At 34.8% G+C, this 16,661-nt stretch carries 19 protein-coding genes; 5 read left to right on the plus strand and 14 right to left on the minus strand.

Going from position 1 to position 16,661, the window contains the following annotated elements; translation table 11 throughout:
• Positions 1-67: 67 nt before the first annotated feature.
• The gene (gene rpsT, locus ACM9HF_RS08760) at positions 68-328 is read left to right on the plus strand and encodes a 30S ribosomal protein S20 (RefSeq protein WP_076420193.1); all 261 of its coding nucleotides are present in this window, start codon (positions 68-70) and stop codon (positions 326-328) included.
• A gap of 175 nt (positions 329-503) precedes the next feature.
• Here the strand turns inward: rpsT and ACM9HF_RS08765 are convergent, their stop codons facing one another.
• The 4 genes from ACM9HF_RS08765 to ACM9HF_RS08780 all read right to left on the minus strand — a co-directional run bounded on the left by ACM9HF_RS08765 (position 504) and on the right by ACM9HF_RS08780 (position 3,767).
• Positions 504-950, minus strand: coding sequence for a DUF3010 family protein (locus tag ACM9HF_RS08765; protein WP_473617462.1), 447 nt, complete (start codon positions 948-950; stop codon positions 504-506).
• 340 nt (positions 951-1,290) lie between these two features.
• Positions 1,291-2,076: a DUF2884 family protein gene (locus ACM9HF_RS08770; protein ID WP_473617466.1), complete on the minus strand. Its 786-nt coding sequence runs from the start codon at positions 2,074-2,076 to the stop codon at positions 1,291-1,293.
• A 354-nt stretch (positions 2,077-2,430) separates the two neighbouring features.
• Positions 2,431-2,637 carry a cold-shock protein gene (locus ACM9HF_RS08775; protein ID WP_070376065.1) on the minus strand — a complete coding sequence of 69 codons (207 nt, stop codon included), beginning with the start codon at positions 2,635-2,637 and terminating at the stop codon, positions 2,431-2,433.
• Positions 2,638-3,245: 608 nt separating this feature from the next.
• Positions 3,246-3,767 (minus strand): RNA methyltransferase, encoded by a 522-nt coding sequence (locus ACM9HF_RS08780; RefSeq protein WP_473617471.1) that lies wholly within the window; start codon positions 3,765-3,767, stop codon positions 3,246-3,248.
• 226 nt (positions 3,768-3,993) lie between these two features.
• On the opposite strand from ACM9HF_RS08780, the gene ACM9HF_RS08785 reads away from it, so the two are divergent.
• On the plus strand, positions 3,994-4,734 hold the full coding sequence (locus ACM9HF_RS08785) for a DUF748 domain-containing protein (protein WP_473617474.1): 741 nt from the start codon (positions 3,994-3,996) through the stop codon (positions 4,732-4,734).
• Positions 4,735-4,810: 76 nt separating this feature from the next.
• The gene (locus ACM9HF_RS08790; RefSeq protein WP_473617476.1) at positions 4,811-5,410 is read left to right on the plus strand and encodes a putative outer membrane beta-barrel protein; all 600 of its coding nucleotides are present in this window, start codon (positions 4,811-4,813) and stop codon (positions 5,408-5,410) included.
• A 3-nt stretch (positions 5,411-5,413) separates the two neighbouring features.
• Here ACM9HF_RS08790 and ACM9HF_RS08795 read toward each other — a convergent pair whose 3' ends face one another.
• The 10 genes from ACM9HF_RS08795 to iscX form a co-directional block, all read right to left on the minus strand.
• The gene (locus tag ACM9HF_RS08795; protein ID WP_473617477.1) at positions 5,414-5,920 is read right to left on the minus strand and encodes a thioredoxin family protein; all 507 of its coding nucleotides are present in this window, start codon (positions 5,918-5,920) and stop codon (positions 5,414-5,416) included.
• A 31-nt stretch (positions 5,921-5,951) separates the two neighbouring features.
• On the minus strand, positions 5,952-7,088 hold the full coding sequence (tyrA, locus tag ACM9HF_RS08800; protein ID WP_473617479.1) for a bifunctional chorismate mutase/prephenate dehydrogenase: 1,137 nt from the start codon (positions 7,086-7,088) through the stop codon (positions 5,952-5,954).
• Positions 7,089-7,133: 45 nt separating this feature from the next.
• Positions 7,134-8,204, minus strand: a complete 1,071-nt coding sequence (locus tag ACM9HF_RS08805; RefSeq protein WP_473618275.1) for a 3-deoxy-7-phosphoheptulonate synthase — start codon at positions 8,202-8,204, stop codon at positions 7,134-7,136.
• Positions 8,205-8,469: 265 nt separating this feature from the next.
• Positions 8,470-10,416: an acetate--CoA ligase gene (acs, locus tag ACM9HF_RS08810; RefSeq protein WP_473617482.1), complete on the minus strand. Its 1,947-nt coding sequence runs from the start codon at positions 10,414-10,416 to the stop codon at positions 8,470-8,472.
• A 190-nt stretch (positions 10,417-10,606) separates the two neighbouring features.
• The gene (rplS, locus tag ACM9HF_RS08815) at positions 10,607-10,960 is read right to left on the minus strand and encodes a 50S ribosomal protein L19 (protein WP_077341269.1); all 354 of its coding nucleotides are present in this window, start codon (positions 10,958-10,960) and stop codon (positions 10,607-10,609) included.
• A gap of 12 nt (positions 10,961-10,972) precedes the next feature.
• The gene (gene trmD / locus ACM9HF_RS08820) at positions 10,973-11,755 is read right to left on the minus strand and encodes a tRNA (guanosine(37)-N1)-methyltransferase TrmD (RefSeq protein ID WP_473617486.1); all 783 of its coding nucleotides are present in this window, start codon (positions 11,753-11,755) and stop codon (positions 10,973-10,975) included.
• Positions 11,756-11,785: 30 nt separating this feature from the next.
• Positions 11,786-12,319 (minus strand): ribosome maturation factor RimM, encoded by a 534-nt coding sequence (gene rimM / locus ACM9HF_RS08825; protein ID WP_473618276.1) that lies wholly within the window; start codon positions 12,317-12,319, stop codon positions 11,786-11,788.
• Positions 12,320-12,345: 26 nt separating this feature from the next.
• A complete protein-coding gene (rpsP, locus tag ACM9HF_RS08830) occupies positions 12,346-12,594 on the minus strand; it encodes a 30S ribosomal protein S16 (protein WP_076420269.1) in 249 nt (82 codons plus the stop codon).
• A 245-nt stretch (positions 12,595-12,839) separates the two neighbouring features.
• On the minus strand, positions 12,840-14,531 hold the full coding sequence (locus ACM9HF_RS08835; RefSeq protein WP_473617488.1) for an NAD-dependent malic enzyme: 1,692 nt from the start codon (positions 14,529-14,531) through the stop codon (positions 12,840-12,842).
• Positions 14,532-14,662: 131 nt separating this feature from the next.
• Positions 14,663-14,863 (minus strand): Fe-S cluster assembly protein IscX, encoded by a 201-nt coding sequence (gene iscX / locus ACM9HF_RS08840; RefSeq protein ID WP_473617490.1) that lies wholly within the window; start codon positions 14,861-14,863, stop codon positions 14,663-14,665.
• 224 nt (positions 14,864-15,087) lie between these two features.
• On the opposite strand from iscX, the gene ACM9HF_RS08845 reads away from it, so the two are divergent.
• Positions 15,088-15,333 (plus strand): DUF2164 domain-containing protein, encoded by a 246-nt coding sequence (locus tag ACM9HF_RS08845; protein ID WP_473617493.1) that lies wholly within the window; start codon positions 15,088-15,090, stop codon positions 15,331-15,333.
• A 102-nt stretch (positions 15,334-15,435) separates the two neighbouring features.
• Entirely contained in the window at positions 15,436-16,641 is a 1,206-nt protein-coding gene (locus ACM9HF_RS08850) for an NnrS family protein (protein ID WP_473617497.1), read from the plus strand.
• Positions 16,642-16,661: the final 20 nt, after the last annotated feature.

Here is a 16,661-nt window from a genome sequence, read left to right on the forward strand (position 1 = left end):
CCTTTAAAACAGGCATATTTCGTCGCCTTAAATCTAGGCAATATTTATTCAATTTTAGGAGTTCACCTTGGCTAACTCAAAGTCTGCTAAGAAGCGCGCAGTACAATCTGAAAAGCGCCGTCAACACAATGCAAGCCGTCGCTCAATGATGCGCACATTACTTAAAAAAGTAATTGGTGCTATCGAAGCCGGTGACAAAGATACAGCAACTAAAGAATTTGCTGCTGCAACACCAATTTTAGATCGTTACGCAAGTAAAGGTCTTATCCATAAAAATAAAGCTGCTCGTAGCAAAAGTCGTTTAAACGCTGCTATTAAAGCTCTTTAATTTTTATAAAGACTTTAAAAAACCGACATTTGTCGGTTTTTTTATATCTAAAATTTACTTATCTTACGCAAAGTAAAAGTTATAATTTAAAGAGCAATAGTTAGCTAGACAAAGCTTAGTAATAAAAAAGGAAGCTAAAAAGCTCCCTTTCAAATTTATATATTTAAATTAAAAGTTAAATACTATTAGGTCTATAAGCTGATTGTTCAAAATAAGAAAAAACGGTTTCAAATGCGCTTTCTTGATATTGCTTTAAACCAGTATCCCTAAAGTCTATATCAACCTGACTTTTCGCCAATGACTTTTTAACAGCACTACCCGCAATAATTTCAACAGGCAAGTCTTGAATAAGTTGGATAGCAGCTTCTAATTTAAAACCAACAGGTCCACCAGAAAACTTTCCTTTTAATGCTCGACCACGAATAACCACTTTATCAACTTTATAATCTTCCATTAACTTAGCAAATGTAAATTGGAAAGCTCGTACTTGTTCAGCATCCCCTGCATCTGCGATTGCTATTTTCTGTACTCGTATACTTGGAATATCATACAATCCATTTTCTCGCGACATAATACAAACAATCGCGTCATTACCTTTTAATTCAACACCACATATCTTCATGTAAAAAAACCTCATTTATCTAATGAGGTCATTATAAAGTACTTTTCCTTTTGGTGCAGTTTCTTATACAAAAATATAGAGTCAAAGAAATAGGTAAATAAACTCATCTTCAATTTAACTTAAATAGTTAACCTCAACTCGGGTTAATGAATGTTAGATAATGAATTAAAATTCTTATTTATCAAAACTTTAATCTGTATCGTTGTTTTCCTAAGTTATATTAGTCTCTCAACATTGATATTTTTGTGTATAACAAGGCGAATTTTTCTATCTAATAGCTAGCTATTAGTAATAAATTCAACGAAGTTAGGCATAAAAATAGCTTGTTGAGTAACTTTGCTTATCCCGAGCTGAGGTTAGTTAATATATTGATGTCTTCAAGTTGTTCAATTTCCTCTTTTAGTTTTTCTTCTAACTGATCAATTTTAGCAACAGCATTGCATAAGCTTGTCGCACGTTTTTCAATTTCTGCCCCACGAGCTTCCATCTCAGTTTCTATTTTCTTGCCAAACATTTCCATTTTAGCATCAAAAGAATCCACACCTTCACTAGAAAACAGTAACTCTTGCCCTAAAGCAATCATAATGCTCCCAATAGATTTTTGAACAGTTTGTTCTACTACACTTTCAATTCTTTTTTCAAAATTTTCACCGAAAAAGTCATCTCCAACAAAACCATCTTCGTCAAAATGAACCGTTTTATTAGCAGAAAAATTTTGATCAATTTCATAACTAATCGCCTCAAAGTGACCTGTTAAATCGTGACTTAATGAATTATCTGGCCCTAACAATTCAGTAAATGCCAAATTAACACCATCAGAAGCTAAGGTAATAGCATCTGTAGCTAAAACCTTTATTTGTGGTAACAGCGCACGTATTTCATTAGAGTAACTAGAAACGAGTTTTTGCTGACTTGTGTTTAATGATATTTCTTTATTATTAACGATAAGTATATTGTCATTAACTATTTTATATAAAGGCTCCTTTTTGTATGAAAACTCAATTTCCGCTGGAGAAATACGAACACCGCCTTTTACGTCAAAATCACAAGTATCGTTACCAAAAGAAGAGCCATGAGCAAAAACATTAGAACTTACTAAAATAATACCTGTTAATAATATTTTCATAATTTAATACCTAATAATATCGTTAGAATTAACCAGAACATTACAAGTCTAATGCCAAAAATTAAATTAAGTATTTTCAACATGTTAGTTTAATTAAATTTATAAAAACAAAAAAACAACACATGCCTTAGCGTAATACACTAAAATATAGCTATTTTAATCAATTCGTTTTTACTATTTTATGTGCTTAATAGGTAAACAGTAGAAGTATTATTTAATGGAAAGAATAAAGATGGGATAAGCGCTAAATTTAAATAGAGGAGTAGTATAAAATGAACAAGCAGACATAAAAAAGGCAAGAATAATCTTGCCTCTTATACGCTTTATTAATAACCGAACGAATCGGCAATTAAATTAAAGTGCTTGAATGTTTTCTGCTTGAGGACCTTTTTGTCCTTGAGTAACAGTAAACTGAACTTTTTGACCTTCAGCTAAAGTTTTGAAACCGTCGCCAGAGATAGCACTAAAGTGTGCAAACACGTCTGGACCTGATTCTTGCTCAATAAAACCAAAACCTTTAGATTCATTAAACCATTTTACTGTACCAGTAGTAGTAGACATTGTATATCCTATTCTTTTTAAGAGTAATTTTTTTGCCCCAACATTAGGGCGGTGTTGCTGGAAGTGAAGCTATTACTTATTAAACAGGACGAGCTACTAAATATAACATCGAAACGGCGTACATAAATATAGGTATTACTTTCAAGCTAAAAACATTCTAGCTGAATAATATGGTTAGTCAAGTAGTTTTGTTTATATATACCCGTTATCATTCAAGATGCAGGTTTCAGTGGGAACTAAAAACAATTTAGGCACAGATTTCATATTCCAGACGAAATCTAAGGTCTACATCCATGTATGCAAGGCATTAAGTTTACGTCATGGTTATTCTCGGTAACTGCTCCTGCGTTACCCTAATGTCCTACATCCATGTAGGAACCTGACTAGAGTTAATAACGAAACATAAATTGTTTTTAGACCCATCAAAGAAGCGCTTGAGCAAAATCACTTCATCAACAATGCTTTTTATAAGGGAGCAACCATTATTACAAAGCATTGCCTTGAATTGATATCGCTCAAACACTCTGAAATAGCCTCTTGATTGGTAACGGGTATAAAAATAAGCGACTTACTATTCGTTGTAATGTATTGGCTAATAGTCAGTCTATTTAGCGTACTACTTTTGTGCGATTATTTTTATCTCGGCTATTTACAATTAATTCATCTCCTATCTGAAAATCATTTAACTTCACCATTCGATCGTATAACACTACATTTACAGTTGCAGCTAAATTCATACAGCCAACAGTTGGTATATAAACAGTTGCATCAGCTTTATTAATAATGGATTGAGATATAGTGCCGTCTTCAGGCCCGAACACATAAATCGCGTTACTAGGATGTTTGAAGTATGGCAGAGGAATAGCCCCTTCGACTAAATCAACACAAACTACTTTCATACCATTAGACATAGCTTCGGTTACTTCATCTACAGCGATTAAAGGTATTTTATCTTTTATGTTTTTAGTATCAGTATTAAATTTTGCCGCATGTTCGTAACGTTTTCCGGTATAATAAACTTTATCTACTTGATAACATCCTGCAGCACGCATTACTGCACCTACATTGGTAGGACTCTTCGGGTTTATTAACCCAACCTCTACTTTATAACTTAATTCTAAATTGCTCATGAACTACAACAGACTATTAAACATTGTGGAGCATTATAAAGAATTAATTTTTCTAATAAACTAAATCACAGCTTTAGATCTAGTTATCAATTATTTTTATATTTTTCAGCTCATACATCTATTAACTTTACAGGTATTTTTTATATGGTAGATGATTTATAATTTTCGTTAATATAGAGATACTCTCTGTATTTTCTATTCATTTTTTACACATTAAGGATTATTCGTGAATAAATTAGCCTCTTTCGTTATTATTATTTTATTATTTTGTGGCGGCGCATTATGGTTTTTAGCAAGCGGCTCACTAGATGACTTTATTAAACAACAAATAGAAAGCCAAGGAAGTAAAATTACTAACCAGACAGTACTGGTTAAAAATGTTGAGATGAAGCTGGTAAAAGGTTCTGGTGCTATAAATGGCTTTAGTTTAAGTAATCCAAAACAATACAAGTATCCATATGCTTTTTCTTTTGAAACTGTTTTATTAGATATTAATATTAAAAGCCTAACTGAAGACCCTATCGTTATTGATGAAATTAGAATTAATAACCCACAGGCTTTTGTTGAACTAACCCAAAATGGTAGTGCCAATTTATCAGACATATTAGATGATATAGAAAAAAACCTTCCAAAAAACGAAGAAGAAGTTCAACAACCTGAGAGCTCATCACAAAAAGAACCTAACATTCGCGTAAGTAAACTTATTCTAGCTGGCACAAATCTATCGCTAGATTTATCAGCGTTAGGTAATAAAGAGCACCAAATTACCCTACCAGACATTAACTTAACAAATATAGGCGGAGATAATGGCTTACCAGCGAGTTTGTTAGGTGCAGAAATAGCAAAACAAGCTTTATCTTCAATATGGAAACAAGCTAAAACTGAACAAAAACGAAAAATTAAAGATAAAATTAAAAACAAACTAAAAGAAAAAGCATTAGATAAATTAGGCAACTTTTTAAATTAATAACAAAATCTTTTTATTAACGTTATGATAAGTTTAATAGTATGATAAAAATAAGAACAAATAAAAGGGATTAAATATGTCAAATTCAAGCAATATATTACCGAAATCCATCGGTATATTAGCCTTACTTACTACCTCAACAATGGCAACTCAATTTGAAGTAACTCCTTACGTAGGGAGTATGTCTAGTTCCGATTTAACTGTTCCAAATACGAGTACTTCTATATCTGTTGATAGTGCAACCCACTTTGGGGTTGGTGTAGCTTGGCAAGAATCACCTAATGGACAAGGACAAATACTTGTAAATTATGCAAGCCATGACTTTAAGTTTGGTGAAGATAATCAAACAAGTTCTGTTGACGTATTGTATGCTCATTTTAGTGGTGTAGCGCTATTCAGACAAAAAGGCTACATAACAACAGTATCCGTAGGTTTAGGTGCCGCACGCTTTAGTGGTGATGGAGGAAGTGAAATATCACCTTCTTTTACAGCTGCTATAGGCACTCGATATGAAATATCTAAAGAAGCAGCTATAGTAACTGAATTAAGAGGTTATGCTAGTTTAATGCAAGATGGTGAGACTTTATTTTGTAAAACTGATATTTGTGCGGCAGAATACGACGATACCCCATGGATAGACACAAGTGTTTCTATCGGATTTTCTTATAAATTTTAATTCTTAATCAATCACTTTTAACGAATTAACATACATAGCAGTAATATCTTCGATAAAATTCTGAGTAGGTCGTTCAATAATACGACCTATCTCTTTCTCCTCTATAAAAACAACAAACGTTGGCGTATATTTTATACTGTTATTTTTAGCTAAATATTGAGGATCTTTCTTATCAATATCTAAAGCAATAAGTTGAAATGTCACATTTTGATTATTATCTAAAATAGAAAGTATTCTAGGCACCTCTCTTTGACTATCGTGACACCAAGTCCCAAAATATATATCAATATGTAAGTTGCTCGGCCAATCCTTAATCTGTAGTTTTTCTTTTTCTGTCACTGAAAAAGCCTGATAACCTTCGTTAAATAACACTTCATTCATCAATAAGTTATCTTTAGTGATCACGCCAGAAACAATATTATCTGATGTTGAGGCTCCACTAGTACAAGAGGCTACCAACATAAAACCTATTAACATAATAACTTTTGAAGTATGGCAAAAACCTAGCATATTGTTTACCTATTGAAGATTAACCCAAATGTTATTTCTTTAATTCATTTGCTTTAAGTAACATAGATTTACTTTCTTTTAAAAAAGCGCCCGCATAATCTCCAAACCAATCGGAGACCTGATTAAACATATTAACGAAAGACTCTTTGTCTCCTGTTTCTACATCTTCAAGTAACTCTAAAAATCGATAAGCAAAACGTTTCATCATATCAATATTATCCGAATTAGAAAAAATAATATCGCTATACAACACAGGGCTTTGCGCAAACAAACGTCCTACCATAATAAGTTCTAATCGATAAATAGGCGAACTCATTTCCACTAACTGCGCTATGTCAGCGCCTTCTGTCATTAAATGATATCCATAAGCGATAGTTGAAAAATGTCTCATAACTTGTACCATAGCCATAGCTTGGTCATGAGCGGCTGCCTCTACAGCATATATTTTGGCACCCCAAATTTTTATTTGTTCTAGAAGCCATTGATAGCTTTCAGGAGAGCGCCCTTCACACGCAATAACGGTTTGTTTTACTAAGCTGGTAACATCAGGCCCAAACATTGGGTGTAAACCAACAACAGGACCTTTATGCACTTTAAGCATTTCGTATAAAGGTGATTCTTTTACGCTAGTAACATCAGCTAAAATACATTCTTCTGGCAAGTCGTTAAGCTTTTGAATAATAGATGTTGTTAAACGAATAGGTACTGCAACAATAACAACACTTGCACCACTCAATATGTTGGTGCTGTTAGGCCAGTCTTCTTGCTCTATAACTTCTACCTGGTAATTAGAACGAGTAAATAAGTCGACAAAAATTTTGCCTAATTGCCCCCTCCCACCTATTACAACAATTTTTTTACAGGTAGGATTTACACATAAATAACCACTCGCATCTTGACTAAGGTACGAATCGCTCATTAAACGACGGAGCACATCCTCAATAACATCGGGGTTTAAGCCAGCATCTTGCGCTTGTTGCCTACGTTTAGAAAGTAAGGCTTCTTCACGCTCAGGAGCATAAATAGGCATACCTACTTCACTTTTAAGCTCACCAACCTTAGTGGTAACCGTACGTCGCTTTTTTAATAAATCAACTAACTGACAATCAATATCATCAATTTCATCTCTTAATACTGCAAGCTTTTGATCAAATACTATTTTTTCCATTGGTGTCTCATCAATGTACGGTTAATATTTTAAATATAAAATTTATTAAGCAATACGTGCTTTTAAAACAGTTTGTAATTTTTCATCTGCTGTTGATATCAATTCTTTTGTTGTGGCTAAATCAATACAAGCGTCAGTTATAGAAACACCATAAGCACGTTCAGCAATAGGAATACTATCGCTCTGGTTACCTGCGTTCAGGTGACTTTCAAGCATAATACCAATAATTGACTTATTACCATCAACTATTTGATCAAAAACATCATTTGCGACGATTGGCTGACGTGAATAATCTTTGCTTGAATTACCGTGAGAACAATCCACAACAATGCCGGGCTCTAAACCATGATTAGCTAATTCTTGTTCACATAAAGCAACATCTTCAGCGCCATAATTAGGTTTTTTACCGCCACGTAAAATAACATGTCCATCTGGGTTGCCTGATGTTTTAATCAACGCCACTTGGCCTTGTGTATTAATACCCATAAAGCGATGTGATGATGCTGCTGATTGCATTGCATTAATGGCTACATCTAAACTACCTTTAGTGCCATTTTTGAAACCAATTGGCATAGACAAGCCTGAAGCCATTTCTCTATGAGTTTGAGATTCAGTTGTTCTTGCACCAATTGCAGACCAACTAAATAACTCAGCTAAATATTGTGGGCTAATAGGATCTAATGCTTCAGTTGCTAAAGGTAGTCCTAATTCAGTTAAGTAAATGAGTAACTCTCTTGCCTTTCTTAAGCCTGATTCAACATCGAATGATCCATCCATATGAGGATCATTAATTAAACCTTTCCAACCAACTGTTGTTCTTGGTTTTTCAAAGTAGACTCTCATTACTATGTATAATGTGTCTTTATATTCTTCATGAAGTTTTTTAAGTTCGCGAGCATATTCTTTTGCTGCATCAACATCATGCACAGAACATGGACCACTAATAATTAATAAACGGCTATCTTTTTTATGAATGATATCAGCAATAACATTTCTTGCTTGCTGTACAAACACTCGACCCGCTTCAGGTAAAGGCAATTCATCTCTTAAAGCTTGAGGAGTAATAAGTACTTCTTCAGCATTTACATGAATATCGTTTAAACGACTTTTTTTAATTTCTGTATTTATTTCTTGTGTCATAACTCTCGCCTTATCATAGGTAATTAAATAAGAATAAATCAATTAGTCATACTCAAATGTAATAGTAAAAAGCCAGAATAGTTATAAAATCAATCAAAACCCTTACAAATACAAACTGTAAACTTTTATTTACTCAATTTGTATTAAATATTTTACACATATTTTATGGTCAGGTACATAGAACAAACAAAAAAAAAGCACCTAAAAGGTGCTTATTCATTACAAAACTGTAAAGATTTTATTATTCACCATGAATAATTCGCTTATCTATTAGGTTTTCTACTACAGTAGGGTCCGCTAATGTAGATGTATCACCTAATGTATCAAGATCATTTTCTGCTATTTTACGTAAAATTCTTCTCATAATTTTACCTGAGCGGGTTTTGGGTAATCCCGGCGCATATTGAATATAATCAGGCTTTGCAAAACGTCCAAGCTCATTTGCGACAAACTCTGTAAGTTCTCCGATGAGCTCATTTGATTCTGTCGCATTTTTCATTAAAGAAACATATGCATAAATCCCCTGCCCTTTAATTTCATGCGGGTAACCCACAACTGCAGCTTCAGCTACAGCAGGATGAAGTACTAGCGCACTTTCAATTTCAGCAGTACCTAATCGATGACCTGATACATTAAGCACATCGTCTACTCGCCCTGTTATCCAGTAATAACCATCTTTATCACGTTTAGCACCATCACCTGTAAAGTAATTTCCGGGGTATTGCCCTAAATAGGTATCATAAAAACGTTTATGATCACCATAAACACTTCTTAATTGTCCGGGCCAACTACCTGTCATCACAAGTAAACCACTATTTTCACCTTCTAATGTATTTGCTTCTTTATCAAAAAGAGCAGGTTTAACACCAAAAAACGGCTTACCTGCTGCACCCGGTTTCATATCCACAGCACCAGGTAAGGAAGTAATTAAAATTCCGCCAGTTTCTGTTTGCCACCAAGTATCAACAATCGGACAAGTAGACTTACCCACGACTTCATAATACCAATGCCAAGCTTCTGGATTAATTGGCTCGCCTACCGTACCTAATAATCGTAACGATGAAAGATCGGCCTTTTCAACTAGATCATCACCTACACTCATTAATGCTCTAATCGCAGTAGGAGCGGTATAAAAAATATTAACTTTATGTTTTTCACATACTTGCCAAAATCGACCAGCATCTGGATAAGTAGGAATTCCTTCAAACATCAATGTGGTTGCACCATTTGCTAATGGCCCATAAAAAATATAAGAATGTCCTGTGATCCAACCAGCGTCTGCTGTACACCAATATATTTCGCCATCTTTGTAATCAAAAACATATTTGTGTGTCATGGCAGCATATAACAAATAACCACCGCAAGTATGAAGTACTCCTTTTGGTGTTCCTGTTGAACCTGATGTATATAAAATGAAGAGAGGATCTTCAGCATCCATGATTTCTGGCTGACACGTAGCAGGTAGGTTCTTTATTTCTGTGGCGTAATCTACATCAATACGATTATTCCACGTAATTTCTCCACCGGTACGCTTAACAACAATAACGGAATGTACATTTGGGCATTCTGTTATGGCTGCATCGACGTTTGACTTCAATGGAATTGCTCTACCACCACGTAAGCTCTCATCTGCCGTTATGACCACTTTACAGTCGGCATCTTGAATACGTGCTTTAATTGATTCCGTTGAAAAACCACCAAAGACTACAGAGTGCACAGCACCAATTCTTGCACAAGCTAACATCGCATAGCTCACTTCGGGGATCATAGGCATATAAATACAAACTCTATCGCCTTTTTTAACGCCTCTGGCTTTTAATAAATTAGCAAAACGACATACATGATCATGCAGTTGTTGATAACTAATGTGGTCATCTTCACTTGGATCGTCACCTTCAAAAATAATCGCGGTATCGTTAGCTTTAGTGGCTAAATGTCGATCGATACAATTATAAGAAACATTTAATTTACCACCTGAAAACCACTTTATATCGGCCGTTTTTAAATCAACATCAGATACGCTATCCCAAGGTTGGTACCAATCTAAAAATTTTTCTGCTTGCTCTGCCCAAAAAACATCAGGTTGTTCAATAGATTGCTTATACATTTCGTTGTAAGTTGCGCTATCAATATGGGTGTGCTGTTTAGCACTTTCTAAGATAGGGTAAATAGCTTTCAGTTCTTGCATGTGCATACCTTTATTTTTTAATTTTAATGCTGAAATTTTTTAGTATCACAAAGCTTATATGAAAAGGAAGGAAAAGGTAACGGGTATATATTGATATTATAAAATGATGAGTTATAAAAACAAAAAACCTGTGTAGTTTCCTACACAGGTTTTATTCAAGCTAATAGATAATTTTTTAACTACTAAAAAATTACTTTTTACCCAATTTTTCTTTGATACGTGCAGAGCGACCTGAACGTTCACGAAGATAGTAAAGTTTAGCTTGACGAACATCACCGCGACGTTTGATTTCAATTGAATCAACGATAGGGCTATGTGTCTGGAATACACGTTCTACACCAACACCGTTAGATATTTTACGAACAGTGAATGCAGAGTTGATGCCACGGTTTTTTATAGCAATAACTACGCCTTCAAATGCTTGTAGACGAGATTTATCACCTTCTGTAACTTTTACTTGTACAACAACAGTATCACCTGGTGAATATGCTGGTACATCTTTTTTCATTTGCTCAGCTTCAAGCTGTTTAATAATATTACTCATAATACCTTCTTCCTAGGGTTCACAGTCATCAACAATTTTTTCACCACTTTTAATTAAAAGTAAGTGTTTTTCTTGTTCCGCTGTCAGAGCTAGGTTAGTTAATAGTTCTGGTCTTCTGTTCCACGTTCTTTCCAAAGACTTAAATTGACGCCACTGTTCAATGCGCTTGTGATCACCACTTAACAACACTTTTGGTACTGATTTTTCTCCCAAAGAAGAGGTATTCAATACTTCTGGCCTTGTGTAATGTGGACAATCTAATAAACCTTCAGAAAATGAATCCTGTTCGGCTGATTGTTCGTGTCCTAATACACCAGGTACAAAGCGTGCTATAGCATCGATTACATTCATGGCAGGTAATTCTCCACCACTTAACACGTAATCACCAACAGACCATTCTTCGTCGATATCCGACTCAATTAGTCTCTCGTCTATGCCTTCATAACGTCCTGCTATAAATATCAGTCGGTCATGTTGTGATAATTCGCGTACGCCAGCTTGATCTAATTTACGTCCTTGCGGAGATAAATAAATAACCTTTGCCTTCTCTTTATGAGAAGTACCATCAACATCTGCTGCAGCGCGTGCAGCAATAATGGCATCTCGTAATGGTTGAACCATCATCAGCATTCCTGGACCACCGCCGTAAGGTCGATCGTCAACAGTGCGATGTTTATCATGCGTAAAATCACGAGGATTCCACGTATGAAAGTCAATCAAACCATTACGAATTGCTCGGCCTGTTACTCCATACTTAGTGATAGCATCAAACATTTCTGGAAAAAGGCTTATCACCCCTATCCATAATTTGCAGTTACTCACAAGTTAAAAACCTGGATCCCAGTCAACACAAATTTGTTTATTTTCCAAACTAACTGACTCTACAACTTGCTCAAATAAGTAAGGGATTAACCTTTCTTTTTTGCCAAATCCGTCATTTAGATTAGCTTTTACAACAAGTACGTCGTTAGCGCCCGTCTCCATAACATCAGAAACTCTACCAAGGTTATAACCTTCAGTAGTCACAACAGTCATACCAATTAAGTCACGCCAATAAAACTCCCCTTCAGGTAGTTCAGGTAGCGCTTTTTCATTAACAATTATTTCAGATCCTACATATGCTTGCGCAATATCTCGGTCATCAACATTTGCAACTTTGACAATAAGTGAATTACTGTGTCGACGCCAATCAGTTATTTCCACTAATTGCGTTTTATTCCCTAATTTTAAAGACCAAGGAAAATAGTCTAAAATGGCTTCTTGGTCATCAGTAAATGAATGGATTTTCAACCAACCTTTGATACCGTAAACAGCGCCTACTTTACCTAAGATGATTTCTTTACCTAATTCTTCCACAATCGACTCCTAAAACCTTCTAAGTATAATTAAGCTGCTACTTGAGCATCTTTAACTAACTTAGCTACACGATCAGATAAACCAGCACCTTGACCAACCCAATGGTTGATACGATCTAGATCTAAGCGTAATTTCTCAGCTTGACCTTGTGCTGTTGGGTTGAAGAAACCAACTTTCTCGATGAAACGACCATCGCGAGAGTTACGGCTATCTGCAACTACAACCTGATAAAATGGACGCTTTTTAGCGCCACCACGAGCTAAACGAATGGTAACCATATCGCCCTCTATTATATTAAGTGTTAAAACGGATTTTCCAGACACTTCCGCCACCATATGTGACAGAAAAGCTCGCGTATTCTACGCTTTTGAATAGAAAATGCAAACGATATCTAGCTTGAAAGTAAAAACTTGCTGATAAATGAACTGTGAACGATTTATATACCCGTTATCGCTCAAGCACTCTAAAATAGCCTCTTGATTGGTAACAGGTATATATCAGCAAATATGGGCAATTAACCTTTTTAAGTGCTAATTCTTTTATATTGACGGTATTCAGGGTTCCAAAAATTACGATCAATTTTTGCCAATAACATTTCGTCATTTATTTCTAATGCTAGACCCTGCTTGTAAGCCACTTTAGCCACAGCAAAGGCTATTTTTTTACTAAGCTGTGCAATAGAAGTTAAAGGCGGCAACAATTCGCCTTTTCCTGTATTGGCTAAAGGAGATTCATTAGCTAACATTTCACTGGCTACCATTAACATTTCATCAGTTACTCGACTAATATTTGCAGCAACAACACCTAAACCTAAACCTGGGAATATATAGCTATTATTACATTGAGGGATTGGGTAAGTTTTCCCTTGAAAATTGACCGGGTTAAAAGGGCTACCTGTAGCAATAATTACTTCACCATCACACCATTCAATAACATCAATAGGTTTTGCTTCAACTTGTTTTATAGGGTTACTTAATGGAAAAATAATAGGTAAGCCACAATGTGACTTCATTGTTTTTATAAGTTCTTCAGTAAATAAACCTGCAACACCAGAAACACCGATTAATACATCGGGTTTTGCATTATTTACAACGTCTAATAATGAAGGGATTTCATTATTTATATCCCAATCACTTATGTTAGATAAAGACTGACAAAGCATACTTTGAAAATCTCTTAAACCTTCCATGCCTTCTATTAACAACCCTGAACGATCAACCATATAGATTTGACTTCGAGCTTGTTCAGGTGAAGCTCCTTCACTGATCATTTGAGTTATTATTTGTTCTGCAATACCACAACCTGCAGAGCCAGAACCAACAAAAACGACCTTTTGTTCGGAAAGTTTAGCGCCTTTTGCTCTACAAGCAGCAAGCAAAGAGCCTACTGTTACACAAGCAGTTCCTTGAATATCATCATTAAAACAACATATTTCGTCACGATATTTCGTTAACAATGGCATCGCATTAGGTTGGGCAAAGTCTTCAAATTGAAGTAATACATGCGGCCAACGACGCTTAACCGCAGTTATAAACATATCAACAAATTCATTATATTCTGCTTGCCCTATACGTTTATGGCGGCGCCCCATATACATAGGATCAGCTAATAGCTTTTCATTATTTGTTCCAACATCAAGCATTACAGGCAATGTATAAGCAGGGCTAATACCACCACACGCGGTATACAATGAAAGCTTACCAATAGGTATTCCCATACCACCAATACCTTGGTCACCTAAACCTAAAATTCTTTCGCCGTCAGTTACTACGATAACTTTAACTTTATTTTTAGTTGCATTACGCAGAATATCGTCCATGTTATGACGCTCTTCGTAAGAGATAAATAAACCTCTTGAGCTTCTATATATATCTGAAAATTGCTCACACGCATCACCTACTGTAGGTGTATAAATAATAGGCATCATTTCAGCTAAATGAGCTTGAACAAGCTTATAAAATAATGTTTCGTTATTGTCGTGAATCGCTCTTAAATAAATGTGTTTATTTAAATCTTCATCAAAACTTTTGTATTGCATATAAGCACGTTCAACTTGTTCATCAATAGTTTCGTAGCGCGGCGGTAAAAGCCCTGTTAAATTAAAGTTTACACGTTCTTCAGAAGTAAAAGCGCTACCTTTATTCAATAAAGGGGTTTCTAATAACGAAGGTCCTGCATAAGGTATATATAATGGATGTTTTTTGTTGTTGGTCATAATAATTTAGTAACTTTTATAGTTTTATATAGCTATGTGAATAATGAATATTCACGAGTTTCGTGCAGGCTAACACAAGTCTTATTAAAGATTAATAAAACTTGTTGTAAAACCAGAAAATAATAGAAAAATTAATCAACTTCTGACAGCCATGCTAATTGAATGGCTTCCAACACCCTTTCGCCGCAATGTTCTGGATCATCATCAAAGTTTTCTAAAGCTAAAACCCATTGACTTAATTGTGTAAAATTAAGTTTCATAGGATCGGCATCAGGGTGTTCTTCCATGAGGTCTAGTGCTATATCTAACGAATCTGTCCAACGGTATCCCATATTTCCACCTTACTTATTAGAAATTTATTAACAAATGAAACCACAATGCATCGGCAAGTAGCATTAATATCAACCATAAAAGAATCATTCGTGCTTTTTTACAATACTGGCATTGCGTATGCCACCAAGCAAACCAATTTTTTTTCATTATTTTCAAACATCAACATTCTACTAATTGTTATTATAACAGTTACAGTTAAATAATAAGCTAAGGTTTGAATATTATGTCTACTATTGAATTTTCATTACAACAAAAAGAACAAATAATCATTAAATTACAAAAATATTTTTTGAAAGAATTAGACAGTGAATTGGAGCAATTTGATGCCGATTTTCTTTTAGACTTTATAGCTAAAGAAATGGGTGTTTTCTTCTATAATAAAGGGCTGTACGACGCTCAAGCAATTTTAAATGAAAAACTAGACACCATATCAGACGCTATTTATGAAATTGAGCAACCCATTCCATAATACCTACTTAACAAAACCTTTAAATAAAAATTGATTTGAGGCAAATATTCCTCCCTTGATCAGGAGTACACTGAATGAAAATAAACAATAACGTAGACTACTATGCTTCAAATTACCGATCCTGAAAAAGAGCAAAAAACGCTCCCATTATTAAGATTAGGCTTTCGCCCTTTTTTCTTATTTGGTTCTGTTTTTTCGGTTGTAGCCATGATTTTATGGTTATTCATGTTGAAAGGTAGCCTATCGCTATCACCATTAGGTGGAATGCAGTGGTGGCACATTCATGAAATGACCTTTGGTTTTGGCTGTGCGATTACTGTAGGTTTCTTACTAACAGCCGTTCAAACATGGACGGGGATTAAAGGAGTACAAGGCACTCCATTACTCTTATTATTTATTTTATGGATGCTTGGGCGAGTTTTTGTTTTATTTCCTCATATTTTAGGGGGTTCTTTATCATCAATAATAGATATAAGCTTCCTCCCAATATCCGCTTATATGCTAGGCAAGCCTATTATTGCGATAAAACAATATCGAAACTTATTTTTCGTTCCCTTATTATTATTGTTTACTCTCGCTAATATAACGATGCACTTATCTTTAAGTTACCCAGAAACATTCTCGTATCAACTATCAAGTTATACAGGCATCATATTGATTGTATTGTTGATGTCGGTTATATCAGGTCGAGTTGTCCCTATGTTTACTGCGAATGGTACTAAAACACCTAAAGCGGATCCTTCTCCTGTTTTAGATAAATTAACAAATATTCCGTTAGCTCTTGCGATGTTTATGTTGTTGCTTCATCCGCTAATAACTTTTAATACCTTAGTCTTTGGTAGTTTGTTAACTTTTTCTGGCATATTTCAAACGCTTCGTTGGTTGAAATGGAAACCTTACCGAACACTTAACGTTCCTTTAGTTTGGGCCCTTCACAGTGGATTAATGTTTATTTCTTTTGGACTAATTTTATTAGGACTAAGCTACATACTCATTGAATTACCAAGTAATCACATTTGGCACTTAATCACTATTGGAGGAATTGGTGGACTTATAATCGCAATGATAACACGTGTTTCATTAGGTCATACTGGAAGACCATTAATAGCTCCTAAAACAATACCACTCGCTTATTTTCTTATAATTGTTGCAACTATAATAAGAGTATTTGCTCCGTGGATATGGCCTGAAAGTACCGTAATATTTATTGATATAAGTGGTTTTTTATGGATTTTGTCCTTTACGCTTTTTATCTATCATTATATGCCAATCCTTCTATCCGCTAGAGCAGATAATAAATCAGGGTAAATTGTTCAATACGGATATTT

Origin of the sequence: Colwellia sp. RE-S-Sl-9, from assembly GCF_048296855.1 — a bacterium.
Lineage (GTDB): Bacteria > Pseudomonadota > Gammaproteobacteria > Enterobacterales > Alteromonadaceae > Pseudocolwellia.

Excerpts from the sequence above, each read along its gene's own strand:
- tyrA (WP_473617479.1), bottom strand. The coding sequence starts at position 7,088 with ATGGAAAAAATAGTATTTGATCAAAAGCTTGCAGTATTAAGAGATGAA.
- acs (WP_473617482.1), bottom strand. The coding sequence starts at position 10,416 with ATGCAAGAACTGAAAGCTATTTACCCTATCTTAGAAAGTGCTAAACAG.
- ACM9HF_RS08845 (WP_473617493.1), top strand. The coding sequence starts at position 15,088 with ATGTCTACTATTGAATTTTCATTACAACAAAAAGAACAAATAATCATT.
- ACM9HF_RS08795 (WP_473617477.1), bottom strand. The coding sequence starts at position 5,920 with ATGCTAGGTTTTTGCCATACTTCAAAAGTTATTATGTTAATAGGTTTT.
- ACM9HF_RS08780 (WP_473617471.1), bottom strand. The coding sequence starts at position 3,767 with ATGAGCAATTTAGAATTAAGTTATAAAGTAGAGGTTGGGTTAATAAAC.
- rplS (WP_077341269.1), bottom strand. The coding sequence starts at position 10,960 with ATGAGTAATATTATTAAACAGCTTGAAGCTGAGCAAATGAAAAAAGAT.
- ACM9HF_RS08765 (WP_473617462.1), bottom strand. The coding sequence starts at position 950 with ATGAAGATATGTGGTGTTGAATTAAAAGGTAATGACGCGATTGTTTGT.
- ACM9HF_RS08775 (WP_070376065.1), bottom strand. The coding sequence starts at position 2,637 with ATGTCTACTACTACTGGTACAGTAAAATGGTTTAATGAATCTAAAGGT.
- ACM9HF_RS08835 (WP_473617488.1), bottom strand. The coding sequence starts at position 14,531 with ATGACCAACAACAAAAAACATCCATTATATATACCTTATGCAGGACCT.
- ACM9HF_RS08850 (WP_473617497.1), top strand. The coding sequence starts at position 15,436 with ATGCTTCAAATTACCGATCCTGAAAAAGAGCAAAAAACGCTCCCATTA.
- rpsP (WP_076420269.1), bottom strand. The coding sequence starts at position 12,594 with ATGGTTACCATTCGTTTAGCTCGTGGTGGCGCTAAAAAGCGTCCATTT.
- ACM9HF_RS08790 (WP_473617476.1), top strand. The coding sequence starts at position 4,811 with ATGTCAAATTCAAGCAATATATTACCGAAATCCATCGGTATATTAGCC.
- iscX (WP_473617490.1), bottom strand. The coding sequence starts at position 14,863 with ATGGGATACCGTTGGACAGATTCGTTAGATATAGCACTAGACCTCATG.
- ACM9HF_RS08770 (WP_473617466.1), bottom strand. The coding sequence starts at position 2,076 with ATGAAAATATTATTAACAGGTATTATTTTAGTAAGTTCTAATGTTTTT.